Genomic DNA, 23199 nt, shown 5'->3' on the forward strand with positions numbered 1-23199 from the left:
ATCGCTATACGCACTAGGTTGCGAACCACGCAACTTAGAGGGGTTTGGTTTCGCCGTCGTTACTTGCAGTGGTGTTGTTTACTACGCGTATAGTTTCACTGTGAGCAACTACAGCACTGACTCAGAAACGTCGAACTCACAAGCCGGCGGGGTTCAGTCCGTGGACCGCGCCATCAGCGTCATGGAGATCCTCGCCCAGCGCGGCGAGGCGGGCGTCAGTGAGGTGGCGGCCGAGATCGACGTCCACAAGTCCACCGCCTTCCGCCTGCTGGGCGCCCTGGAGGCCCGCGGTCTGGTCGAGCAGGCCGGCGAGCGCGGCAAGTACCGGCTCGGCTTCGGCATCGTCCGGCTGGCCGGCGCGGTCACCGGACGCATCGACATCACCCAGCAGGGCCGACCGGTGTGCGAGCGCCTCGCCGAGGAGATCGGCGAGACGGTGAACATCGCCGTCATGCAGGAGCACTACGCGATCAACCTGTACCAGGTGCGCGGTCCGGGAGCCATCACCGCGCACAACTGGGTCGGCCAGCTGACCCCGCTGCACGCCACGTCCAGCGGCAAGATCCTGCTGGCCCACCTGCCCACCCAGGACCGTGCCGACCTGCTCGCCGAGGCTGGTCTGAAGAAGGTCACCGCGCGCACCATCACGGCGAAGACGAAGCTGGAGAAGAACCTCGCCGAGGCCCGCGAGCGCGGTTACGCCTGGACGCTGGAGGAGCTGGAGATCGGCCTGCACGCCATGGCCGCCCCGATCCGCAACCGGGACGGCGACGTGATCGCCGCGCTCAGCGCCTCCGGCCCGTCGTACCGCTTCACCGAGGAGCGGCTGCACGAGCTCTCCCCGGTGCTGCTGAAGGGCGCGGAGGAGATCAGCCACCGCATGGGCTACCTGGGCTGAACCGGGCCGCGGTCACCCCTGGGGGTTGCCCAGGCGCTCGTTGACCCAGTCGTGGAAGGCCCCGATGTGGTGCTCGCTGGGCACCAGGACGCCGCCCTTGGCGTACATCCGGGAGCTCATCCCGGGCTGGGTGCGCTCGCACGCCTCGAAGTCCTGCCGGTTGACCCGGTCGAAGAGCTCGACGGACCGGCTGACGTCCTTGCCGCTCTCCACGACGTGCGGCAGATAGAGCCAGTCGCACTCGACGATCGTGCGGTCGACGGCCACCGGGTACATGCGGTGGAAGATCACATGGTCGGGGACGAGGTTGATGAACACCTGCGGCCTGACCGTGATCGCGTAGTAGCGGCGGTCCTGGTCGTCGGCGACGCCCGGAATCCGGTCCAGACCCTCCGAGCCGTCGACGGTGAAGCCCCGCACCTCCTCGCCGAACTCGGCGCCGTGCCCCACGTAGTACTGGGCCGCGTAACCGTCCGCGAACTCCGGGAGCACCTCGGTGAGTTCGGGGTGGATGGTGGCGCAGTGGTAGCACTCCATGAAGTTCTCGATGATGAGCTTCCAGTTCGCCTTGACGTCGTAGACGATCCGCTTGCCCACGGAGAGGTTGTCGATGTCGTAGTGCTCGATCGACTCCACGTCACCGAGCCGGCCGACGATCTCGCCGATGACGTCGTCCTCGAAGGAGGGCGGGTTCTCCGCGAGGCACACCCACACATAGCCGAGCCATTCCCGCACGGCCACGTTCACCAGGCCGTACTCGGTGCGGCCGACGTCGGGCATCTTGGTCAGGTTGGGCGCGGCGACGAGCTTGCCGTTCAGGTCGTAGGTCCAGGCGTGGTACGGGCATTGGAAGGCCCGTTTGACCTCGCCGGTCTCCTCCGTGCAGAGCTTGGCCCCGCGGTGCCGGCACACGTTGAAGTACGCGCGGATCGACTGGTCGCGCGAGCGCGTGACGAGAATGCTCTCGCGGCCCACGTCGACCGTGCGGAACGCGCCGGGCTTGGCCAGCTCCGAGGAGCGGGCGACGCAGAACCACATGGTCTCGAATATGCGCTCCTGTTCCTGGGCGAAGATCCCGGGATCGGTGTAGGAGGAGCCGGGGAGGGTGGCGATCAGGCTGTCCGGCAGGCTGGTCGAGGTCACAGCGCACTCCTCGGGAACGTCGTGGTGGGGGCGCCCCAAAGGGGCGCGGGGCGGTACTTGTCTGCGGCTCCGCCGCGGGGCGCGACCAGCCACAACGGCGCCGCGGAAGAAGAACGACACATCGCGGCACTCACAGCGAAGCGCTCAGCTGCTTGCGCCAGCGGGTGAACAGCCGCGGCTGGTTCAGCCCGAGGACGGCGACCGGCTGCCCGGCCCGCCGGTAGACGGCCAGGACGTCGCGGTCGTCCGCGGTGCCCTGTTCGACCCTCACACTGTCGGCGCCGGCCGCGTGACCGGCGAACTGGATCCGCACGCCGTACTGGTCCGACCAGAAGTAGGGCGGCCTGGGCGTGCCCGGCTCGACCGCGCCGCCCGCGAGCAGGGTGGCCACGGCGGCGGCCGGGCGTTCCAGCGCGCCGGTCCAGTGCTCGACGCGGCGGTGGGCGCCCACGCGGGGGTCGTACCAGTTGGCGCAGTCGCCGACCGCGACCACGCCGGCCAGGCTGGTGCGGCCGTCGGCGCCGCACTTGACGCCGTTGTCGAGCGTCACGCCGGACCCCTCCAGCCACTCGACGCAGGGCCGGGCGCCCACCCCGACGACGACGATGTCCGCGGGGAGACTGCGGCCGTCCTCCAGCAGGACGGCGTCCACCCGACGCTCCCCGCCGAGCCCCTTGACCCCGACCCCGCACAACAGCCGTACGCCGTGGTCAGTGTGGAGGCCGGAGACGACGGCGCCCATGGTCTCGCCGAGCGGTCCGGCGAGCGGTGTCGGGGCCGCCTCGACCACCGTCACGTCGAGCCCGAGGGCGTACGCGGTGGAGGCGACCTCGGCGCCGATGAAGCCGCCGCCGATCACCACCAGCCGTCCGCCGGCCGCCAGTTCGTCACGCAGGGCGCGGGCGTCGTCCAGGGTGCGCAGGGTGTGCACCCCGGCCAGGCCCTCGCTGCCGGGCAGGCCGCGTGCGGCGGCCCCGGTCGCGATGACGATGCCGTGGGCGCGCAGGGCGCGGCCGTCGGCGAGCCGGACCGCCCGCTCGGTGCGGTCGAGCCCGGTGGCGCGGGCGCCGAGCAGCCACTCGACGTCCAGTTCCTCGTCGTCCGTCTCCAGGGCCAGGTCCGCCTCGCCGAGGGTGCCGGCCAGGAACTCCTTGGACAACGGGGGCCGGTCGTACGGGCGGTGGAGCTCGTCGCCGACGACGACCAGCCGGCCGTCGTAGCCCTGCTTGCGCAGCGAGCGTGCCGCCGACAGTCCGGCCAGCGAGGCGCCGACCACGGCCACCGTCCTCACGCGGGACCCCCGGCGAGCCGGGCGGCCACGCAGGGCGGCAGGTTGGGGGCGTCGGCGGAGAGCCGTACGTAGATCATGCCGTCCTCGACGGCGACCTCGTGGGTCCGCACCGGGAGCTTGGCCGGCGGGGCGTCGACCGCGCCGGTGCGCAGGTCGAACTTCGAGGCGTGCAGCGGGCATTCCACCTCACAGCCCTCCAGCCAGCCGTCGGCGAGCGAGGCGTCCTGGTGGGTGCAGGTGTCGTCGATCGCGAAGATCTCACCGTCGTCGGTGTGGAAGACCGAGACCGGCGGATCGATGTCGAGCCTCATGGCCTCGCCTCGCGGCAGATCCGCGAGACGGCACGCGGGAATCATCATGACACCTCGGTGCGTATAGCGAAACGGATTGCGGTTAGCGCAACGCCAGTCTGCGGGCCGCTCTGAACCGTTGTCAAGGCGTCCAAAGGCCCGGTTCCAACGGTTCTCACGGTCTGCCTCCAGGCAGCTCGAAGCGCCCGAACCACCTGCGGAAACAGGCGGAACGGGCGCTGTACGACAGCGTGCGGACGGGGGTTCAGAAGCCGCGGTCGATCCACTCCTGGAGGTGCGGAGCCTCGGCGCCGACCGTGGTGGTGTCACCGTGTCCGGTGTGCACGACCGTGTCACCCGGCAACGCGAGCAGCCGGTCCCGGATCGACTCGACGATGGTCGGAAAGTGGCTGTACGACCGTCCGGTGGCCCCCGGTCCGCCGGCGAACAGCGTGTCGCCGCTGAAGAGGGCCCCCAGAGCGGGGGCATGGAGGCAGACGGCACCGGGAGCGTGGCCTGGTGTGTGCAGCACGGTCAGTTCGACGCCGGCCACCGCGAGCCCCTGGCCGTCGGCCAGTTCGGCGTCCGGCGCCCGGTCGGGATGGGTCTGTTTCCACAGCGGCAGGTCGTCGGGATGCAGGAGGACCGGTGCTCCGGTGCGCTCGGCGAGTTCGGGCGCGGCGTCGATGTGGTCGTTGTGCGCGTGGGTGCACACGATCGCCGTGAGCCGGCGTCCGGCGAGGGCCTCGACGATCGCGTCGGCGTCATGGGCGGCGTCGATGACGATCGCCTCGGTGTCGTCGCCGACGATCCACACGTTGTTGTCCACGTCCCAGGTGCCGCCGTCCAGCGAGAACGTCCCCGAGGTGATGAGGCGTTCGATGCGGGCACCGGGCATCAGAGGACCACCACCGAGCGCAGGACGTCGCCGTCGTGCATCCGCTCGAAGGCCTTCTCGACCTCGTCCAGCGCGATGGTCTCGGTGACGAAGGCGTCCAGGTCGAGCCGGCCCTGGAGATAGAGGTCGACGAGCATCGGGAAGTCGCGGCTGGGCAGGCAGTCGCCGTACCAGGAGGACTTCAGGGCGCCGCCACGGCCGAAGACGTCGAGCAGCGGCAGCTCCAGCTTCATCTCCGGGGTGGGCACGCCGACGAGGACGACGGTGCCGGCGAGGTCACGGGCGTAGAAGGCCTGCTTGTAGGTCTCCGGGCGGCCCACCGCCTCAATCACCACGTCCGCGCCGAAGCCGCCGGTCAGCTCCCGGATCGCCTCCACCGCGTCGGTCTCGCGCGAGTTGACCGTGTGGGTCGCGCCCAGCTTCCTCGCCGTCTCCAGCTTGCGGTCGTCGATGTCCACCGCGATGATCCGCGCCGCGCCCGCGAGGTTCGAACCGGTGACGGCCGCGTCGCCGACGCCGCCGCAGCCGATGACGGCGACCGTGTCACCGCGGCCGACGTTGCCGGTGTTGATCGCGGCGCCGATGCCCGCCATCACCCCGCACCCGAGCAGGCCGACAGCGGCGGCGGACGCGGCCGGGTCGACCTTGGTGCACTGGCCGGCCGCGACCAGCGTCTTCTCGGCGAACGCACCGATACCGAGGGCGGGCGACAGCTCGGTGCCGTCCGTCAACGTCATCCTCTGCTTGGCGTTGTGCGTGTTGAAGCAGTACTGCGGCCGCCCGCGCAGACACGCACGACACTGCCCGCACACCGCACGCCAGTTGAGGATCACGAAGTCACCGGGCGCGACATCGGTGACACCCTCCCCCACCGACTCCACCACGCCCGCCGCCTCATGCCCCAGCAGGAAGGGGAAGTCGTCGCTGATGCCGCCCTCGCGGTAGTGCAGGTCGGTGTGGCAGACCCCGCAGGCCTCGATCTTCACCAGCGCCTCGCCGGGACCCGGGTCGGGCACGATGATCGTTTCCAGGCTGACGGGGGCACCCTTCCCCCGCGCGACGACAGCACGGACCTGGTGCGACATGGCCACTCCTCGGCTGGTACGAGACTCAAGGCAGACTGTTGCTCATTACGGCACTCATCTCATGTGCCGCAACACAGCATCGTGGAGCGCCGACCCGGGGTCAAGGACTCGGATCCGCCGCATACGCCGCCGCCCCCTCGGCCCTACCGGCGCCCCCCGAACTCCCAGTCGTGGATCTCGACGCTCTCGTACAGCCCCGCCCGGGCGTACGGCTCGTCCGCCATCAGCGCTTCGGCGGCGGCCCGGTCGGCGAGCTCGACCAGCAAGGCGGTGCCCAGCCAGGTGACTCCGTCCTCGCCCAGCAGCGGCCCGTACGCGATCAGGCGGTCGCGATAGCCGTCTTCGAGATACCGCCGCTGCGCCGCGTCCAGCAGCCCGAGGTCAGCGCTCGCGTCCGCCCCGCCCTGCGCGAGGATCAGGAACCGGCCGAATCCCGCCGTCGCTCCCGTGTACTCCCACATGGTGCGGCCCAGCGTGTTCCGCCACCGGCGGATCAGCACGTCCCGGTAGACGCCCGCCTTGTAGTTGGGCTCATCGAACGCGAACGTCCGCGCGGCGGCCGCGTCGGGCAGGTCGACGATGTGCATGCTGCCGCTCACCCCGTCACCCTCGGCCGGGAACGTGGGTCCCCGAGCGATCAGCTCCTCGGCATAGCCGTCCATGAACGCCCAGTGGTCCTCGGTCAGTTCCCTGCGCAGATCGAGGGAATCCGCCCGGTCACGGCAGTAGACGAAGTACTCCATGTCACTCCTCAAGAAGGTCGTCCGTACGAGATGGCCGGTTCGGATCGCCACCCCGTATCGATCTTCTAGTGTCCGTGGCCATGACACGCCCTTCGCCCCCTTCGCCGTTGTGGCGTGACCAACGATTCCTCCTGCTGCTGTCCGCCCGGGTCGTCTCCGTCCTCGGCAACGGCTTCGCCCGGGTGGCACTGGCCTTCGCGGTGCTCGCGCTGCCCGGGGCGAGTGCGGGACGCCTCTCGCTGGTGCTGGCCTGTCAGGCGTTGCCGCAGCTGGTGTTCGTCCTGGTGGGCGGCGTGATCGCGGACCGGATGTCACGGTCGCGACTGATGGTCCTGGCGGATGTCCTGGGCACCTTGGCCTACGCGGGCCTGGCCGTGATGGTGCTGAGCGGGCACGCGCCACTCGCGGGCATGTGTCTGCTGGCGGTCGCCGCCGGGACGGCCACCGCGCTGTTCGCGCCCGCGATGGACGGTCTGGTGCCGCTGCTGGTCCCGACGGTGCGCCTGCAACAGGCCAACGGTCTGCTGCGGATGGGCACCAACGCCTCCCTGCTGCTGGGGCTCGCGTTGTCCGGGGTGACGGTGGCCCTCGTCGGCGCCGGATGGGCGCTCGCGCTCAACGCCGCGTCCTTCGCGGTCAGCGCCGCGCTCACGGCCCGCCTCCCGGTGGCGGCGCGACCACGCGGCAGGACCTCCGGCTGGGCCTCCGGTTGGACCGAACTGCGCGAAGGGTGGCGGGAGTTCGCCTCCCGGCAATGGCTGTGGGTCGTCGTCGCGCAGAGCGCGGTCGTGGTCGCCGCGCTCAACGCCAACGTCGGCGTCCTCGGGCCGCTCATGGCCGACCGGCACCTCGGCGGGGCACGCGCGTGGTCCGTCGTGGTGGCCGCCCAGGCCGTCGGGACGATCGGCGGGGCGGGGCTGGCCGCCCGGGTGCGGGTGCGCCACCCTCTCCTGGTGGCCGTGCTGTGCATGTTCCCGGCCGCCGTACCGATCGCGCTGCTGAGCGCGCGGGCCCCGGTGTGGATGATCGCCGCGGCCATGTTCACCGCCGGGGTCGCCAGTGACGTCTTCGGCGTGCTGTGGGCCACCACCGTGCAACGCGAGATCCCCGAGCACCTGTTGTCGCGGGTCAGTTCCTACGACTGGTTCGGCTCCCTCACCCTCGCCCCGCTCGGCCTGCTCGTCGCCGGGCCCGTCGCCGCGGCCGTGGGCCTCGGCCCCGCGCTGGCCGGCTGCTCGGCCCTGGTGGTGCTGGCCACCGCGGGGGCGCTGCTCTCACCGCAGGTCCGGACCCTGCGGTCCCCGGCGGGCCGGGTGTCGGCGGACTCCCTGGAGGGCGCCGGTTCCTAGACTCGTGGGCCGGATGCGAGGGAGGTCGTCATGGTGCTGGACGCGGAGTGCGGCGTATGAGCGGCGACGGGCCCGAAGCCGTGGCGGCCCGACTCACCGGGCGGGCCGCGGTGTCGTCGCGGCGGCTCACCGCAGCGGTCACCGAAGTCGCCCTCGCCGACGGACCGGTGGTCGTCAAGGACGCCGGAAGCGCGGGGGCGGCACGCGCTGAGGCCGCGGGGCTGGAGTGGCTCGCCGCCGCCGATGCGGTCAGCGTGCCGGTGGTGCACGGGCGGGAGCGGCAGTGGCTGGTCACCCGGTGCGTCCCGCAGGGGCGGCCGGAGGCCCCGATGGCGCTGCGCTTCGGCCGTGCCCTGGCCGCACTGCACGCCACCGGCGCCGGCGCCTTCGGCGCCCCACCGCCGGGCGGGCCGAGGGACGCGTACATCGGCGCCGCCCCGATGAGCAACGTACCCGGCGACGACTGGCCCGACTGGTACGCCCGGTACCGGGTGCTCCCCTATCTGCGCCGCGCGGTCGACGACGGGACCCTGCGGGCCGCCGAGGCCGCCCCGATCGAGCGGGTCTGTGAACGCGTCGGGCAGCTCACCGGCCCCGCCGAGCGGCCCGCGCGACTGCACGGGGACCTGTGGAGCGGCAATGTGCTGTGGGGCGCCGACGGACAGGTCTGGCTCATCGACCCCGCGGCACACGGCGGGCACCGCGAGACCGACCTGGCCATGCTCCAGCTCTTCGGCTGTCCTCATCTCGCCGAGGTGTTGGAGGGCTACGAGGAAGCCATGCCGCCCGCCGCCGGGTGGCGGGAGCGGGTGGGGCTGCACCAGCTCTTCCCCCTGCTGGTGCACACCGTCCTGTTCGGCCGCTCCTATGCCGAGCAGACCCTCGCCGTGGCCCGCCGGTACGCCGTCGGCTGATTTCGCTACGGCTGCGGTTGCAGATAGCGGGCGAGCAGGTCGTCCAGCGTCACCATCCCCGTCAGCAGGCCCCTCTCGTCGCGTACCACCGCGAGGGAGGCGCGGTGGCGGCGGAGCAGTTCGATCGCGTCGGCGACGGTCGTGACCTCGGTCAGCTCCGGTACCGGGCGGGCCAGGGTGCGGGCCGTCGCCGTGCGTGAGCGGGCGCGGGCCACGAGCGCGTCGCGGGCGTGGACCGAGCCGAGCACCTCGCCGCCCTCCTCGCGCACCAGCAGACGGGTGCGGTCATGGTCGGTCGCGAGGCGGAGGATGTCGTCGATGCCCGCGTCCCCGGCGACGGAGGTGATCCGGGCAGCCGGGATCCGGAGCTCGACGACAGGGGTCTCCGGCTCGACGAGCGAACGCGTGAGCAGCTCCGAGTCGGTCTCGCTGATCAGGCCGAGACGCTCGGACTCCTCGACGAGATGGGTGAGTTGCTCGCGGTTGTGGACCGAGGCCAGCTCGTCGCGCGGGGTGACCCGGCACAGCCGTACGAACGCGTTGCTGATCCGGTTGAGGACGCCGATCAGCGGCCGTACGACCTTGACCACGGCCCGGAAGGGCGGCGAGAGCAGCATCGCGGAGCGCTCGGGGTGGGCGATGGCCCAGGACTTGGGCGCCATCTCGCCGACCACCATGTGCAGGAACACCACCACGATCATGGCCACGGCGAAGGCGACGGCGTAGCTGACGGCGCTCGGCAGCCCCACCTTGTGCAGCAGCGGGTCGAGTTCATGGGAGATGGCCGGCTTGGACACCGACCCGAGGCCCAGAGTGCAGACGGTGATGCCGAGTTGGGCGCCGGCCAGCATCAGCGACAGCTCCCGCATCCCGGCGAGTGCCGCCTTGGCGCCGCGCTGTCCCTGGGCCGCCGCCTTCTCCATGCGGTGCCGTTTGGCGGCGACCAGCGCGAACTCGGCGGCGACGAAGAACCCGCTGCCGATCAGCAGCAGGACGGTGACGAAGACCGCCATAGGGAAGCTCATGCCGGTTCCTTTGCCGTCTGCTGGATGCGGACCCGCTCCGGTACATGCCGGTCCAGGGTGCGTACGTCGATCAGGGCGCGACCCCCGTCGGCGAGGTCGACGGTCAGCCGGTCGCCGATGGCCGGGAAGCGGCCGAGCCGGTCCACGATCAGGCCGGCCACGGTGTCGTAGTCCTCTTCCTCGGGCAGCTCGATGCCGGTGACCTCGGCGATCTCGTCGAGCCGGCGCCCGGCGTCCACCAGCCAGCCGTCTCCGTCGGGGACGGCGACCTCGATGACCGTGTCGGTCTCGTCGGCGATGTCACCGACGAGTTCCTCGGCGATGTCCTCGTAGGTGACGATGCCGGCGACACCGCCGTGTTCGTCAAGGACGACCGCGAACTCCTCGTCCCGCTCGCGCAGTTGCTCGACCGCGTCCGGCAGCGGCAGGGTGTCGGGGAGCAGCAGCGGTCGGCGGGCCAGTGCGCCCGCGGTGGTGGCGGCCAGGGCGACGGCGGGCAGGCGCATCAGCTCGCGTACGCCGATGACGCCCGGGACGTCGTCCGGGTGGTCGCCGAGCACCGGGTAGGTGGAGTGGCCGTGCTTGGCGATCAGGTCGACGGCCTCGGCGGCGGTGGCGTCCTTGCGGACGAAGACGGCGTCGACGCGCGGGACCATGACCTCGTCGAGGGTGCGCTCGGAGAACTCCAGGGCGTGGTCGATGAGGGCGGCGGTCTCCTTGGGCAGCTCGCCCTGTTCGTGGGACTCGCCGATGAGATGGCCGAGTTCCTCCAGGGTGGCGCCGTGGTGCAGTTCCTCGACGGGCTCGATGCCGACCTTGCGCAGCAGCCGGTTGGCGGCGCCGTCGAAGATGTGCACGAGCGGACCGACGACCTTGAGATAGGCGAGGGTCGAGCCCGCGAGGGACTTCGCCAGGCGTTCCGGCACGGCGATGGCGAGGTTCTTCGGGGCCAGTTCGCCGAGGACCATCTGGACGACGGTGGCGAGGACGAAGGCGAGCACGACCGAGATCCCGCCGACGGCTCCCTCGGGCACCCCGGCGCCGGTCAGGGCGGGTTCCAGCAGCGCGGAGACGGAGGGCTCGGCGATGAAGCCGACGACCAGGCCGGTGACGGTGATGCCGAGCTGGGCGCCGGACAGCATGAACGACAGCCGCTCAAGGACCGTCAGCGCGCGAGCGGCCCTGCGGTCGCCCGTCTCGGCCTCGCGGGCGAGGGCGAGCCGGTCCGCGGAGACGTACGCGAACTCCTGGGCGACGAAGTAGCCGGTGCCGGCGGTGAGGACGAAGACGGCCAGCAGGCCGAGCAGGGCGTTGGTGGTACTCATGCGTGTCCCGGGTCCGTGGGTCGGGCGGACAAAGCGTGCTCCTTCAATGGTCGTTTCCAGGATCGCCGGAACTTATCGGCCCAGCCGCTAGTTTCTACGTTGCTGTAGATATTAGGGGGTTGCCGGTCCGTCAGTGGGACGGGCCGGGCCCCGACACACCTTTGGGAGTTGCGATGGCCCTGTGGGACCGCATCAAGGAGTCCGCGTCGACGATGCAGACCCAGCTCGTGGCGAAGAAGAACGACCTCAAGAGCGGCGCGTTCCGCGATGCCAGCATGGCCATGTGCGCACTGGTGGCGGCGGCCGACGGCACGGTGGATCCGTCCGAGCGGCAGCGCGTCGCCCAGCTGATCGCCGGCAACGAGGTGCTGCAGAACTTCGACGCCATGGACCTTCAGCGGCGCTTCGACGAGAACCTGAACAAGCTCACCGCCGACTTCGCGTTCGGCAAGGTGAGCGTGCTCCAGGAGATCGGCAAGGCCAAGAAGAAGCCCGCCGAGGCGCGGGCCGTCATCCAGATCGGCATCGTCATCGGCGGCGCCGACGGCGACTTCGACAAGACCGAGCAGGCCGTCGTCCGCGAGGCGTGCTTCGCCCTTGACCTGCCGCCGCACGAGTTCGACCTCTGAGTCCGGTGCCCGGCGACGCCTCGCTACAGGGGCGTCGCCGCACGCAGGATGAGGACCATCGTCACCGCGGAGTTGGCGGACGACATCGCCGACACCGCGGTCCCGGCGGCGGCCGCCCAGGCGGCGAGGCCCACCGCCGTGAACATCGACGGCCAGCTTCGCGGCGCGGGCGCCGGCCGCAGCAGGGCGGCCACCCGGCGCGGTACGGGTCCGGGCAGCGCGAACCCGGCGAGCGCGGGCACCGGAGTCCCGTGTGAGACCAGGGCCGCCTTGCCGATCGCGCGCGCCACGGTGCGCCGGTCACCGACGACCCGCGCGGCCTCCTCGTCCGCCCAGCGCTCGGTCGTGTAGGTCACGGCCGTGCGCAGCGGCCCCAGGAACGGATTGGCGCGCGCCGCGAGTTGCGCGACCAGCAGGAACCGGTGGTGCCGGGCGGCCAGATGGGACCGCTCGTGCGCGAACAGAGCCCGCCGCTCGGCGGGCCGCAACCCGGCCAGCAGCGCCGTCGTCACGACGATCCGACCCCGGGCCCCACCGGGCAGGGCGTACGCGTACGGCTCCTGCTCCGGGAGTACGACGACCTGCGCGCCCGGCAGCCCGGCCAGCGCCCGGTGTGCGCGCCGCCGTGTCCGGCCGTGCCGCCACAGGGCGCGACCGCACACCATGGCGACGGCCAGCAGCACCGGGATGGCGGCCCGCCCGGCCACCTCGTCGTAGGGCACGGCCGCGCGGACCTCGGGGTCCGACCAGCCGTCGGGCAGCGGGTTGCCCGGCAGTTGGGCGGTGCCGACCACCATCAGCAGCGCCAGGCAGACCGTGCTGCACAGCGCCATGACCCCGGCCACGGCCGTCAGCAGCCGGGTGGCGAGGCGTGGATGCAGATGCTGCTCGGCGAGCCGCGCGATCGGCCAGGCCGTCAGGGGCAGGACCAGCGGCAGAAAGACGAACACCCCCATGAGGTCTCAGTCTTCCCCTTCGCTCTCCGCCTGCCCCAGCAGTTCCCTCAGCAGTCGCTCGTCGTCGGGTTCGAGGGAGGTGACGAAGCTGGCCAGGACCGCTTCCCGGTCGCTCTCGCCGTCGAGCAGCCTGCGCATCCGGTGCGCGGCGAGCCCCGCCTCGTCCGACACCGGCGTCCACGCGAAGGAGCGGCCCGCGCGTTCGCGGGTCACCGCGCCCTTGGCCAGCAGTCTGGTCAGGATCGTGATCACCGTCGTGTAGGCCAGATCCCCGCCGAGACGCTCCTGCACCCAGCCCGCGGTCGCCGGTCCGTCCGCCGCCCTGAGGGCCGACAGGACCTGCACCTCCAGCTCGCCCTGCCCCCGTCGCCGGGGACGCCGGTGATCCGTCACTCCCTGTCTCCCTTCCGCTGCCGCGCACGTCACGGGCGGTCCATCGTAAGGACACCTGGTGCCGGATCCTCAGGCCCGGGTGGTCCCATGGCCGATCGCACCGCCTGGACCCGGTCCGCGAGGGCGGCGGCGGGGACGTCCAGGAGCTCGTAGCCGAAGGCGCGGTAGCTCTCCTCGTGGACCCTCTCGAACTCCAGCGACTCCTCGAAGCTGATGCGGCGGGCGCTGGTGGGCTCGCAGAAGCCGAGGTTGCGGACGAAGAACACCCGGCGCTCGTAGATGTGCTCGGCCGTGATCCGCTCGATCTCCGCGGTCAGCGACGGGGGGATCGGGCGGCCGAGGTACCGGGCGAGGGCGTGGGTGCAGATCGGTGAGCGGTCGTACACCTGCACCGGGCCGGTGGCGGGGGCCGCCAGTTGCCGTGCCTTCTGCATCCCCACGATGTCGTCCAGGAACGAGGCCCGGGTCCATGGCTCGTCCTCGCCCCGCGCCTGGGCCTGGGCGATGACGGCGGTGGCCGCCTCCTCCACGACCGGAAGGCCGAGGTCGGCCAGGCCGTGGAGGAGGGAGGTCTTTCCGGCACCGGGGGTGCCGGTGAGGATGTATCGACGCATGGTCGCGCAGTTTAGGGGTGCTGGACCATCAGCTGACCGGGCACGCGGCTGACCGGCGGGCGCATGCCGCCGCCGGTCAGCCCGGAGCACCGGTGGTCAACCGGGGTGAGCGATCAACTGGTCGCGCAGGTGCTGCCGTTGAGCGTGAAGGCGGTCGGTGCAGCGTTGGTCGTGCCCTTGGCGCCGATGAAGCCGACGGTGACCGAGCCGGCGGCGGGGACGGTCGACGTGTACGAGGCGGGGGTCACGCTGACGTCGGCGCCGCTCTGGGTCGGGGTGCCGCCCCACATGTTGGAGACTGTCTGGCCGTTGGCGAAGGAGAAGGCGAGGGTCCAGCCGTTGATGGCGGTGGCGCCGGTGTTGCGGATGGTGATCTCTCCCTGGAAGCCGCCCGGCCACTCCCCCACGACCCGGTAGCCGACCGAGCAGTTGAGCACCGGGGCCTTGCCGGTCGTGACGTTCACGGTCGCCGAGCGGGCCGAGCGGTTGCCCGCCGCGTCCCGGGCGTAGACGGCGAAGGTGTACGCGGTCTCCGCCGAAAGCCCGGTCACGGTCACCGAGTTGGTGGTGGAGGCGGCGACCTTGGTCTCGGTGCCGCCGCTGACACGGACGACGTCGTAACCGGCGACGCCGACGTTGTCGGTGGAGGCGGTCCAGGTGAGGCCCGCGGAGGTGGCCGTCACCGCGGAGGCGCTCGGGGTGCCGGGGGTCGTGGGCGCCTGGGTGTCGCCGGAGCCGCCACCGCCGTAGACGGTGGCTTCCTTGGCGGTCTGGGCGATGCCGTTGGTGCCGTTGAAGATGCGCTGGCCCCAGGAACTGAGCTGGTTGGGGTCGAAGTCGATCGCGAGGTCGAGGATGGGGTCGGTGTTGCCGCTCCACGACCAGGCCAGGTATCCGAGGTCGAGCTGCTCGGCGGTGGCCATCATGGTGTCCTCGTCCGGGTCGCCCCACTGGTCGGCCGGGCCCCCGAACTCACCGATCAGGATGGGGAGTTTGGCGTTGACGAAGGCGTTGAGGTAGTCGGTGATCTCCGCGGCGGTGTCGAAGACGCTGTACATGTGGATCGAGAAGATCAGGTTGCCGGTGGTGTCGGCGTTGTAGACGTTCTGGGCGTTGGTGCGCATGACCTGTTGCCAGTCCTGGCCCCAGTTGGGGGCGTCCACCATGATCGTGTGCTCGAACCCGGCGTTGCGGAGCTTCTTGACCGCGGCGATGGTGGGGTCGGTCCAGCCCTCGGGGCTCGTGTTGCCCCAGGGCTCGTTGCCGATGTTGATGATGATGTAGTTCTCCTGGCCCGCGAGCACGCTCTTCAGGCCGATCCAGTAGTCGGCGGCCTGGTCGAGCGTGCCGGCCGCGCTGTCCTCGCCGTAGCCGGTGGTGTCGTGCACCTCCAGGACGCAGATGAGCCGGTTGGCCTTGCACTGGGTGACAACGTTGGCAACGTCCGCCGCGGTGTTGGCGGTCCAGCGGTGACCGTCGGCCAGGACGACCCGGACGGCGTTGGCGCCGAGCGCCTTGATGTCGGAGAGCGACTGCGTCTCGTTCGGATACCAGGTGTGGGCGTGGTTCACGCCGCGCATCACGAAATCGTTGCCGTTGCCTTCGAGCAGCCGGCCGTTGCTGATGTGGAGGCCGGTGGCCTGGACGCCCGGCGGCTCGGCCTGGGCGTGGGCGGCGGCGGGCCAGAGCGCGCCGAGCAGGACGAGCCCGAGAAGGGCTGCCGCCAGACGGGCGAGGCGGCCCGATGTCGTCGTGCTCTTTCTTGTCGTGCTTCTTGTTCTTCTCACTGCGACTCCTGGGAGTGAGCGCCAAGAAACTCAGGCATGGGAGGAGAGCGATATGGGAGCGCTCCCATAAAGCCATCGCGCCAGGTACACGTCAAGGGAATGAGCAAAGACCCCTCAATACGCCGCAGACTGTCGACACTATCGGGAATGACGAACGCCATCACCCTTGACCCCGCCGTAGTGTCGACACTAGGAATGGGGGTGAGCCGCACCGCGGTCTCGTACGACTGCCTTGAGAAGGGGGTCCCAGTGACCGGCAGGCTCTCCGGAAAGGTCGCTCTCGTCACCGGCGCGGGCGCCGGGATCGGACAGGGGTGCGCCCTGCTCTTCGCCGAACAGGGCGCGACAGTCGTCGGCTGCGACATCGACGCGGCAGCGGCGGAGCGGACCCGCGAGCTGGCGGCCGAACGCGGTCTGGGCCTCGACGTCCTGGCCCCGCTGGACATGACCGAACCCGCGGACGCCCGCCGGTTCGCCGACGAGGCGGCGGCCCGGCACGGGCGGATCGACGCGCTGGTGACGGCGGGCGCCGTCGCCCCGCACATGGCCCCGGCCGTCGCCATGGACTTCGACGCCCAGTGGACGCCCACGATGCGCGGCGAGGTCGACGTCGTCTTCCTGCCCGTACAGGCGGCATGGCCGCACATGGAGGCGTCCGGGGGCGGCTCGATCGTCAACTTCGCCTCGGTGAACGCCTTTCGCGGCAGCGGCACCTTCGGCATGGTGGCGCACTGCGCGGGCAAGGCCGCCGTACTCGGACTGACCCGGCAACTCGCCGTGGAGGGAGGCCCGTTGGGCATCCGCGCCAACACCGTCTCCCCCGGCATGGTCCGCACGCCCGCCACCGAGTCGGCGGGGGCGCACGAGGGTGCGGCGCGCGAGACACTGCTCGCCCGGATCCCGCTGGGGCGCACCGGGACACCCGAGGACATCGCGTGGTGCGCGCTCTATCTGGCCTCGGACGAGGCCGCGTGGGTGACCGGCGGCAACTTCCCCGTCGACGGCGGGGTCCTGGCCAAGTGAGCGGCGCTCAGGGGTCGTCGGGCGCCGGAGACGGTGGCGGCGGGCGCACCGGGGAGGCCCGGCCGTCGGGCTTCACGACTCCGTGCGGCGCTTGCGGGCCGGCTTGCGGACGGCCGTGTCCTGCTCCAGCTGCTCCTCCACCGCCCGCAACGCCCGGACGGTCGCCCCCGCGATCAGGGCCGAGGCCAGCTCGCCGTCGCGCTCCTCGCAGGCCTGGAGCAGCCGTTCCTGGTCGTCGATGCTGTAGGCGAGGCGGCCGGTGCGGGTCAGGCTGAGGTGGCGCAGCATCAGGGTGCGCAGGGCGAGTGAGTCCAGGATCTGCTTGAGCGTGCCGTTGCCGACGACCTCGGTCATCCGTTCCTGGAGCTGGACATGGGCCCAGAAGTAGGAGTCCACGTCACCGGAGTCGGCCAGCTTGCGCATCCGCTCCACCCGGGCGCGCAGTTCGGTGAGTTGGGCGTCGGTGGCCCGCTCGACGAGGAGGCTCGCGAGCATCGCGAGGAGCTGCCGTCTGACCTGGTAGATGTCCCGGATGTCCTGGAGGGAGGGCGCGGCGACCCGGGGCCGGCGGCGCGCCTTCATCTCGACGAGGCCCTCCTGTTCGAGGAGCATCAGCGCCTCGCGGACGGGCGTACGGCTGGTGTCGAACCGGCGTGACAGCTCCACGCTGTTGAGGTCCTGTCCCGGTTCCAGACGGCCCTCGATGATGCCCGCGCCGACCCATTCCGCGATCTGCGCCACGAGCGGTTCCCGGCGGTCCCGCAGCCGCAGGAGGCGTTCCAGCACCTCGTGCGTGTCCTGATCGGTCATCGGGCGCCTCTCCCTGCCTGCCACGGGCTCACAGCCGATTCAACGGTGTCGACACTATCTCATCCCTCCGCAAGCCCCTCCGGGGATCCCCCTTCACCTGTCGACAGACAGCGCTGTCTGCGGCTGTCTGTCGGTCAGCCGCACCAACCGTCGTACGACGACCTATGGAGGACACATGAATCCGGACCGCACACCCTTCGGGCCCAGCCGACGAGCGGTCGTCGGGGGTGCCCTCGCCGCGCTCGCCGTCACGGGCGCTGTCGAGGGCACGGCTTCGGCCTCGTCGCGGAGCGAGCTGCCGTGGGAGCCCGTCCCGGTGCCCGGGCAGGTGCCGGTGACCGAGTACCAGGTGCCCGTCGCCGGCGGCGGTAGCCTGTGGTGCTGGGACACCGGGGGCGACGGCGAGCCGGTGGTGCTGCTGCACCCGGGGTCCGGCAGCGGTGAGAGCTGGCCGTACCAGCAGCCGGTGCTGGCCGGGGCGGGCTTCCGGGTCGTCGCCTACTCGCGCCGGGGCGCGTACCGGTCGGTGGCCGGGACCAGGGCGGAGGCCGACACCGCGTCCGGGGACCTGGACGCCCTCGCCGACCATCTGGGCCTCGGCACCTTCCATCTCTCCGGTTCGGCGGCGGGCGGCCCGGTCGCCCTCGACTACGCCCTGGCCCGCGGCGACCGGCTGCTCAGCCTCACCGTGTCCGGCAGCGTGATGGGCATCCAGGACGCCGAGTACCAGGACCTGACCGCCGCGCTCCAGCCGGATCCGTTCGGGGACATGCCGGTCGAGTTCAAGGAGCTCGGTCCCTCGTACCGGGGTGGCGACCTGGCCGGGGTGGCCGCCTGGCTGGAGATCCACGAGCGGGCGAAAACCGCCGACTCCTTCCCGCAGTCGTTGGCGAACACGATCACCTGGGCGGCGCTGGAGACCCTCACTCTGCCCGTCCAGCTCATCACCGGCGACTCCGACCTGTACAGCCCGCCGTCGGTGATGCGGCTCAACGCACAGCACCTCGCCGACGTCGAGACCCACGTCGTCACCGAGGCCGGCCACAACCCGCACTGGGAGCAGCCGGCCGCCTGGAACAGGCTCCTGATCCGGTTCCTGCGCCGCCACCGGACGCGTTCCTAGACGTCCAGGGCGACCAGGAAGCGGGACACCATGTTGTACGCCGCTACGGTCGCCGTCAGTTCGACCAGTTCCGCGTCGGTGAAGTCGGCGCGCAGGGCGGCGAACAGCTCGTCCGGGACCTGGACGTCACGGGTCATCGCGTCGGTGTAGGCGATGACCCGTCGACGCCGGGGGTCGAGGGCCGGTTCCTCGCGGCGCAGTTCGGTGAGGTCGGCGTCGGTGAGACCGGCCCGGCGGGCGTCGGGTTCGTGGGCGGTCCACTCGTAGGCGGCGTGGTTGAGGACCGCGATCCGCAGCACCACCAACTCCCGGATCGCCGGGGACAGTTCCATCCGGGTCCGGACGGCGCCGAGCAGGCTGTTCCAGCCGTCGGCGAGTTGAGGGCTGTGCAGCAGCATGCGGTCGAGGGGATGCAGGTCGCCGCCCCGGCGGGCGCGGATGCGTCCGGCGATCTCGCCGCTGCCGTCGGTGTCGGGGAGTCGGGCCATGCGGGGTCCTTCCAAGGGTTGTGAGAGTCACAGGGGGCGGGGACAGCGGGCCAGGTGCCGCAGTGTCTCGATCCGGTCCACCTGACCGGCGCTCACCGTGTCGCCGAAGACCATGGCCTCGGTTCCGGTGAAGCCGGGCCAGGGCGGGAGGCCGTCGCCGTTGGGGTCGCCCGTCGTGATGAAGCGGGCCCAGGTGTCCGCCATGGTGCGGGCCAGCTCGCGGTCGGTCGGGGTCCAGGGCCAGGGGCGGCAGTCCATGGTGTCGAGGGCGTAGGGGAGTTCGGCGGTGTGATGGACGCCGTAGGAGGGGAGTCCGTCGCGTGGTGGTGCCAGGTCCAGGTCTGCGGGTAGGGGTGGGGTGCGCTCGAAGCGGTAGAGCCAGGTCACTGCCTTGGCCTGGTGGGCTGTCGCCCAGTGCCACACCGGGTATGTGAAGCGGCTCTCCCCGGTGAAGAGCCGTGCCGTGCGGCGGGCTTCGGCGCTGTCGCGGACGGGGTAGTGGTCGTCGGTGCCGGGTTCCACGGGGAGGGTCCGCAGGGCGTCCAGGGTGGCGTACACCGAGCCCTCGTCGCTGTTGGTGCCGACCAGGAGGGGTACGGGGTGCTGGCGGCCGGTGGCGAAGACGTCGTCGGTGGGTTCGGTGAGGAAGTCGCCGTCGACGACGGGGCCGAAGTGCCCGGCGAGGACGAGTTCCACTCCGTCGATGCGGCGCAGGGCCGCGATGTCCCGGTCGCCGAACCGCTCGGCCCAGCGCAGCCCTTGCTTCTGCGCCTCACCCTGTTCGGGCAGGGGGCCCTCCGCTCGTCCGATGCCCGAGGCGCTCTGGCCGAGGGCGGCGCGGAAGAGGGGGCGGGCCGCGGGGGCGGCCATGAGGTGGCAGACGTGGGCGGCTCCGGCGGAGTTGCCGGCGAGGGTGACCCGGTCGGGGTCGCCGCCGAAGGCCGAGATGTTCTCCCGGACCCAGGTGAGGGCGGCGAGGATGTCGAGGAGACCGTAGTTGCCGGAGGCGCCCTCGGGGTCCTCGGCGGCCAGTTCCGGGTGGGCGAGGAAGCCGAGGGCGCCGAGCCGGTGGTTGAGGGTGACGACGACGAGGCCGCGGCGGGCCATCGCCCGGCCGTCGTGGATCTCCTGGCCGCCGTGGCCGTAGCGGTTGCCGCCGCCGTGGATCCACACCATCACCGGCAGTCCGCCGCCGGTGTCCGGGGTCCAGACGTTGAGGTAGAGGCAGTCCTCGCTCATCACCAGGGCCCGCGGGTCGGCGAAGTTGGTGTGGTACATGATCGAGTCGCGGGGCGGCTGCGGCTGGAGGGGCGCGGGTCCGAAGGTGCCCGCGCGCCGCTCGCCGTCCCAGCCCGGGGCCGGTCGGGGCGGGCGCCAGCGCAGGTCACCGACGGGTGGTGCGGCGAACGGGATGCCCTTGAACACGGCCACCCCGTCCTGCCGCTCCCCCACGAGCCGCCCGCCGGACGTCCGTGCCCTGATCATGCCGGCGCCTTGTGCAGCCGGCCGTCCTTCATGACGGCCGTCAGCCGGTGGCGGTCCTGGAGAAGGGCGATGTCCGCCAGCGGATCCCCGTCGACGAGCACGAGGTCGGCGAGGAACCCCTCGCGGATCAGGCCGAGTTCGTCACCCATGCCCATGATCTGGCCGCCGTGGAAGGTCGCGGCGCGCAGCGCCTGGGCCGGGGTGAAGCCGAACCAGTCGACGAAGAGTTCGAGGTCCTTCAGGTTGCGGCCGACCGGGTTCCAGGCGAAGCCGTAGTCACCACCGGGGAGCACCCTGATGCCGCGGCGGACGAGTTCGGGAACCACCTGGCGTACGGCTGCCGCGGTCGCCTCGACCTCCATGCCGGGCTCGGGTTCGCCGCCCGCCTCATGGAGGTTGGCGTGGATGATGCCGGGGGTGGGGGCGACGAAGAGACGGTCGCGGGCCGCTTCGAGGAGGTCGAGGGCTTCCTCGTCGGCGAAGGTGCAGTGGTAGACGGCCCGGATGCCGTGGCGTACGGCCGTCTTGATCGAGTCGGCGGCATGGGCGTGGGCGGTGAGCCAGACGCCGTGCTGGTCGGCGGCCCGCGCGGCGGCGGCGACCTCCTCGTCGGTGAACTGCACGATCCGCGAGGTGCCCTGGACGACGGCGCTCTCGCCGGACAGCGACAACTTGACGATGTCGACGTCGAGTTCGGCCATCTCGGTGACGAAGCGGGAGACCGACTCCGGGTCGGAGGCGCGTCCGTCGATGCCGGGGAAGTCGTAGACCCCGGGCTCCACCATGCCCGCGCTGCCCTCCCAGGAGGCTGCCTTGAGGCGGGGTCCTGGCATCCAGCCCTCGGCGAAGGCCTTGCGGGCCGCGGTCTCGGTACGGGGGAGCCGGTTGCCGCCGGAGTAGGCGCTGGTGATGCCGTGGTCGAGCAGGACGCGCCCGGCGTGGGCGACGAGCAGGGCCTTCTCGGCGTCGAGTTCGTCGCGCCGCGGGGAGCGGTGTTCCACGGTGGAGCCGAAGCCGAGGTGGGCGTGGGCGTCGACCAGCCCGGGCAGCAGGGTGCCGCCGGCTCCGTCGATCACCCGGGCGTCGGCGCGCAGATGGCGCGGGAGGCGGTCGGTGACGGCGGTGATGCGGTTGCCGTCGACGAGTACCTCGGCCGGGAAGGGGTCCCGTCCGCTGCCGTCGAAGACGCGGACGTCGGTGAAGAGGGTACGGGTCATCGGGTCGCGCGCCTCCGGAAGGTGTGCCGCATCTCCCCCACCCCGCCGATCCGGCTGACGAGTTCGTCGTCCGGCGTGAGGAACCGCTGGGGCGAGCGCCGGTTGCCGACCCCGGCCGGGGTGCCCGTGAAGATCAGGTCGCCGGGCAGCAGGGTGCAGAAGCCGGAGAGGTAGGAGACCAGTTGAGGTATCGGGAAGATCATGTCGCCGGTGCGGTCGTGCTGGACGACCTCACCGTTGAGCTCGCAGGTCAGCTCCAGGTCGTCCGGGTCGTCGACCTCGTCGAGGCTGACGAGGGCGGGCCCGAGGGGGCCGAAGCCGGGGTGCGACTTGGCGAGGGAGAACTGGGCGGGGCGGCCCGCGAGTTGGGCGAGCCGCTCGGACAGGTCCTGGCCGACGGTCAGGGCGGCCACCGGCTCCCAGCCCTTCTCGACCGGGACGTTCCGTGCCTCGTGGCCGATGACGGCGACGAGTTCGAGCTCCCAGTCGACGTCGCCCGGCGGGAGTTCGACGGTGGTGTACGGCCCGGTGAGGCAGGTGGGGAACTTGGTGAAGACGAGGGGTGCGGTGGGTTCCTCGTAGCCCGCCTCGGCCGTGTGGGGGCGGTAGTTGAGGGCGACGGCGAAGATCTGGCGGGGGGCCCGGACCGGCGCCTGGAGGTCGGAGGGGTCGTAGGGGCGGGCGCCCGTGGCGTGGGCGGACCACTCGCGCAGGTCGTCCCAGCGGGCGAAGAGGTCGGCCGCCAGGTCGGCGGGGACGTCGATGGCGCCGTCCTCGGTCAACAGCACCGGGCGGCCGTCGAGTTGTGCGATGCGCATGGGTGCTCACACCGTCCACTGTTCGGCGGGCGGCTCGTCCTCGCCGTACGCGTCGTACCAGGAGACCACCGGGTTGCGCAGCACGCCGAGGCCCTCGATCTCGGCCTCGACGACGTCCCCGGGCTTGAGGTAGTGCGCGAAGGGGTCCTCGGTGCTCGCGGCGACGCCGGCGATCGTGCCGGTGGTGATGATGTCGCCCGCGCTGTAGGTCTGCGGGGAGTGGTAGGCGACCAGTTGCGGGATCGACACCGACATACGGGCGGTGTTGGACTTCTGGCGGACGTCGCCGTTGACCCTCAGCTCCATGTCGAGGTCATGGGGATCGTCGATCTCGTCGGCGGTCAGGATGTACGGGCCGATCGGACAGAACGTCTCGATGGCCTTGGAGAAGGAGAAGACGCCGGACTCCATCTCCTTGCGCTGGATGTCCCGTGCGGTGATGTCGTTGAAGACGAGGTATCCGGCGATGTGCTCGACCGCCTGCTCCGCGCTGAAGAACCTGCCGGGACTGCCGATGATCACAGCGAGTTCGAGCTCGTAGTCGAGTTCCCGGGTCAGGTGCGCCGGGTACACGATCGGCTCGTCCGGGCCGATGACCGCGTCGACGTTCTGGAAGAACACGATGCCCTTGTTGACCGGGTGCGACCAGTCGACGCGGACCAGGTCCTCGTGGTGCTCACGGAAGTTGCCGGCCGTGTGGAAGAACTTCTTCGGCACGATCGGCGCCCGCAGCCGCACCTCGCCGAGCCCGAACGTCCGCCCTGTCTCGGCCACTTGGCCCTCGCGTTCGAAGAACGCCCGGGTCGAGGGCACGTCCAGCTCGACGACCGTGTCGCCGTCGATCCGGCCGACGAGCCCGTCGTCGAATGTCACCAGCTTCATCAGACCTCCCTAA

At 71.4% G+C, this 23199-nt stretch carries 24 protein-coding genes; 6 read left to right on the forward strand and 18 right to left on the reverse strand.

Annotated elements, in window-relative coordinates:
- Positions 1–100: 100 nt before the first annotated feature.
- Complete coding sequence (locus OG885_RS03805) at positions 101–898, forward strand: IclR family transcriptional regulator (RefSeq protein ID WP_405725935.1); 798 nt, start codon at positions 101–103, stop codon at positions 896–898.
- A 12-nt stretch (positions 899–910) separates the two neighbouring features.
- On the opposite strand, the gene OG885_RS03810 is transcribed toward OG885_RS03805, so the two are convergent.
- The 6 genes from OG885_RS03810 to OG885_RS03835 all read right to left on the reverse strand — a co-directional run bounded on the left by OG885_RS03810 (position 911) and on the right by OG885_RS03835 (position 6348).
- Positions 911–2041 (reverse strand): aromatic ring-hydroxylating dioxygenase subunit alpha, encoded by a 1131-nt coding sequence (locus OG885_RS03810; RefSeq protein ID WP_405725938.1) that lies wholly within the window; start codon positions 2039–2041, stop codon positions 911–913.
- Positions 2042–2171: 130 nt separating this feature from the next.
- Complete coding sequence (locus OG885_RS03815; protein ID WP_405725941.1) at positions 2172–3332, reverse strand: NAD(P)/FAD-dependent oxidoreductase; 1161 nt, start codon at positions 3330–3332, stop codon at positions 2172–2174.
- Positions 3329–3691 (reverse strand): bifunctional 3-phenylpropionate/cinnamic acid dioxygenase ferredoxin subunit, encoded by a 363-nt coding sequence (locus OG885_RS03820; protein ID WP_399955510.1) that lies wholly within the window; start codon positions 3689–3691, stop codon positions 3329–3331. The genes OG885_RS03815 and OG885_RS03820 overlap by 4 nt, the downstream gene beginning before the upstream one ends.
- A 196-nt stretch (positions 3692–3887) precedes the next feature.
- The gene (locus tag OG885_RS03825) at positions 3888–4520 is read right to left on the reverse strand and encodes an MBL fold metallo-hydrolase (protein ID WP_405725944.1); all 633 of its coding nucleotides are present in this window, start codon (positions 4518–4520) and stop codon (positions 3888–3890) included.
- Positions 4520–5605 carry an S-(hydroxymethyl)mycothiol dehydrogenase gene (locus OG885_RS03830; protein WP_405725947.1) on the reverse strand — a complete coding sequence of 362 codons (1086 nt, stop codon included), beginning with the start codon at positions 5603–5605 and terminating at the stop codon, positions 4520–4522. The genes OG885_RS03825 and OG885_RS03830 overlap by 1 nt, the downstream gene beginning before the upstream one ends.
- Before the next feature lie 143 nt (positions 5606–5748).
- Complete coding sequence (locus OG885_RS03835; RefSeq protein WP_405725950.1) at positions 5749–6348, reverse strand: YciI family protein; 600 nt, start codon at positions 6346–6348, stop codon at positions 5749–5751.
- An 80-nt stretch (positions 6349–6428) separates the two neighbouring features.
- Between OG885_RS03835 and OG885_RS03840 the strand changes: the two genes are divergently transcribed.
- Both OG885_RS03840 and OG885_RS03845 read left to right on the forward strand, forming a co-directional pair.
- A complete protein-coding gene (locus tag OG885_RS03840; protein ID WP_405725953.1) occupies positions 6429–7697 on the forward strand; it encodes an MFS transporter in 1269 nt (422 codons plus the stop codon).
- A gap of 56 nt (positions 7698–7753) precedes the next feature.
- Positions 7754–8611 carry a fructosamine kinase family protein gene (locus OG885_RS03845; RefSeq protein WP_405725956.1) on the forward strand — a complete coding sequence of 286 codons (858 nt, stop codon included), beginning with the start codon at positions 7754–7756 and terminating at the stop codon, positions 8609–8611.
- Positions 8612–8616: 5 nt separating this feature from the next.
- Here the strand turns inward: OG885_RS03845 and OG885_RS03850 are convergent, their stop codons facing one another.
- Both OG885_RS03850 and OG885_RS03855 read right to left on the reverse strand, forming a co-directional pair.
- Positions 8617–9636: a hemolysin family protein gene (locus OG885_RS03850; RefSeq protein WP_405725959.1), complete on the reverse strand. Its 1020-nt coding sequence runs from the start codon at positions 9634–9636 to the stop codon at positions 8617–8619.
- Positions 9633–10961 (reverse strand): hemolysin family protein, encoded by a 1329-nt coding sequence (locus OG885_RS03855; protein WP_405725962.1) that lies wholly within the window; start codon positions 10959–10961, stop codon positions 9633–9635. Before OG885_RS03855 ends, OG885_RS03850 begins: the two co-directional genes overlap by 4 nt.
- Before the next feature lie 173 nt (positions 10962–11134).
- Here OG885_RS03855 and OG885_RS03860 point away from each other — a divergent pair, with 173 nt between their 5' ends.
- Positions 11135–11590 (forward strand): tellurite resistance TerB family protein, encoded by a 456-nt coding sequence (locus OG885_RS03860; RefSeq protein WP_399955485.1) that lies wholly within the window; start codon positions 11135–11137, stop codon positions 11588–11590.
- A gap of 23 nt (positions 11591–11613) precedes the next feature.
- On the opposite strand, the gene OG885_RS03865 is transcribed toward OG885_RS03860, so the two are convergent.
- The 4 genes from OG885_RS03865 to OG885_RS03880 all read right to left on the reverse strand — a co-directional run bounded on the left by OG885_RS03865 (position 11614) and on the right by OG885_RS03880 (position 15340).
- Positions 11614–12546 (reverse strand): M56 family metallopeptidase, encoded by a 933-nt coding sequence (locus OG885_RS03865; protein ID WP_405725965.1) that lies wholly within the window; start codon positions 12544–12546, stop codon positions 11614–11616.
- Positions 12547–12552: 6 nt separating this feature from the next.
- Positions 12553–12939, reverse strand: coding sequence for a BlaI/MecI/CopY family transcriptional regulator (locus OG885_RS03870; protein WP_405725968.1), 387 nt, complete (start codon positions 12937–12939; stop codon positions 12553–12555).
- Between the two features lie 29 nt (positions 12940–12968).
- Positions 12969–13553, reverse strand: a complete 585-nt coding sequence (locus OG885_RS03875) for an ATP-binding protein (RefSeq protein WP_405725971.1) — start codon at positions 13551–13553, stop codon at positions 12969–12971.
- Positions 13554–13666: 113 nt separating this feature from the next.
- Positions 13667–15340, reverse strand: coding sequence for a cellulase family glycosylhydrolase (locus OG885_RS03880; RefSeq protein WP_405725974.1), 1674 nt, complete (start codon positions 15338–15340; stop codon positions 13667–13669).
- A gap of 249 nt (positions 15341–15589) precedes the next feature.
- Between OG885_RS03880 and OG885_RS03885 the strand changes: the two genes are divergently transcribed.
- On the forward strand, positions 15590–16363 hold the full coding sequence (locus OG885_RS03885; protein ID WP_405725977.1) for an SDR family NAD(P)-dependent oxidoreductase: 774 nt from the start codon (positions 15590–15592) through the stop codon (positions 16361–16363).
- Positions 16364–16435: 72 nt separating this feature from the next.
- Here OG885_RS03885 and OG885_RS03890 read toward each other — a convergent pair whose 3' ends face one another.
- Positions 16436–17173, reverse strand: coding sequence for a GntR family transcriptional regulator (locus OG885_RS03890; protein WP_405725980.1), 738 nt, complete (start codon positions 17171–17173; stop codon positions 16436–16438).
- Between the two features lie 175 nt (positions 17174–17348).
- On the opposite strand from OG885_RS03890, the gene OG885_RS03895 reads away from it, so the two are divergent.
- Positions 17349–18296, forward strand: a complete 948-nt coding sequence (locus tag OG885_RS03895) for an alpha/beta fold hydrolase (protein WP_405725983.1) — start codon at positions 17349–17351, stop codon at positions 18294–18296.
- Here OG885_RS03895 and OG885_RS03900 read toward each other — a convergent pair.
- From OG885_RS03900 to OG885_RS03920, 5 genes are read right to left on the reverse strand one after another with little or no spacing between them, the layout of a single operon-like run.
- Positions 18293–18784: a carboxymuconolactone decarboxylase family protein gene (locus OG885_RS03900; RefSeq protein ID WP_405725986.1), complete on the reverse strand. Its 492-nt coding sequence runs from the start codon at positions 18782–18784 to the stop codon at positions 18293–18295. The genes OG885_RS03895 and OG885_RS03900 overlap by 4 nt on opposite strands.
- A 27-nt stretch (positions 18785–18811) precedes the next feature.
- Entirely contained in the window at positions 18812–20269 is a 1458-nt protein-coding gene (locus OG885_RS03905) for a carboxylesterase/lipase family protein (RefSeq protein WP_405725988.1), read from the reverse strand.
- Positions 20266–21486 carry an amidohydrolase family protein gene (locus OG885_RS03910; RefSeq protein WP_405725990.1) on the reverse strand — a complete coding sequence of 407 codons (1221 nt, stop codon included), beginning with the start codon at positions 21484–21486 and terminating at the stop codon, positions 20266–20268. Before OG885_RS03910 ends, OG885_RS03905 begins: the two co-directional genes overlap by 4 nt.
- Positions 21483–22304, reverse strand: a complete 822-nt coding sequence (locus OG885_RS03915) for a fumarylacetoacetate hydrolase family protein (RefSeq protein WP_405725993.1) — start codon at positions 22302–22304, stop codon at positions 21483–21485. The genes OG885_RS03910 and OG885_RS03915 overlap by 4 nt, the downstream gene beginning before the upstream one ends.
- Positions 22305–22310: 6 nt before the next feature.
- Complete coding sequence (locus OG885_RS03920; RefSeq protein ID WP_405725995.1) at positions 22311–23186, reverse strand: fumarylacetoacetate hydrolase family protein; 876 nt, start codon at positions 23184–23186, stop codon at positions 22311–22313.
- Positions 23187–23199: the final 13 nt, after the last annotated feature.

It is taken from the genome of Streptomyces sp. NBC_00028 (genome assembly GCF_045041065.1).
Classification (GTDB): Bacteria; Actinomycetota; Actinomycetes; order Streptomycetales; family Streptomycetaceae; genus Streptomyces.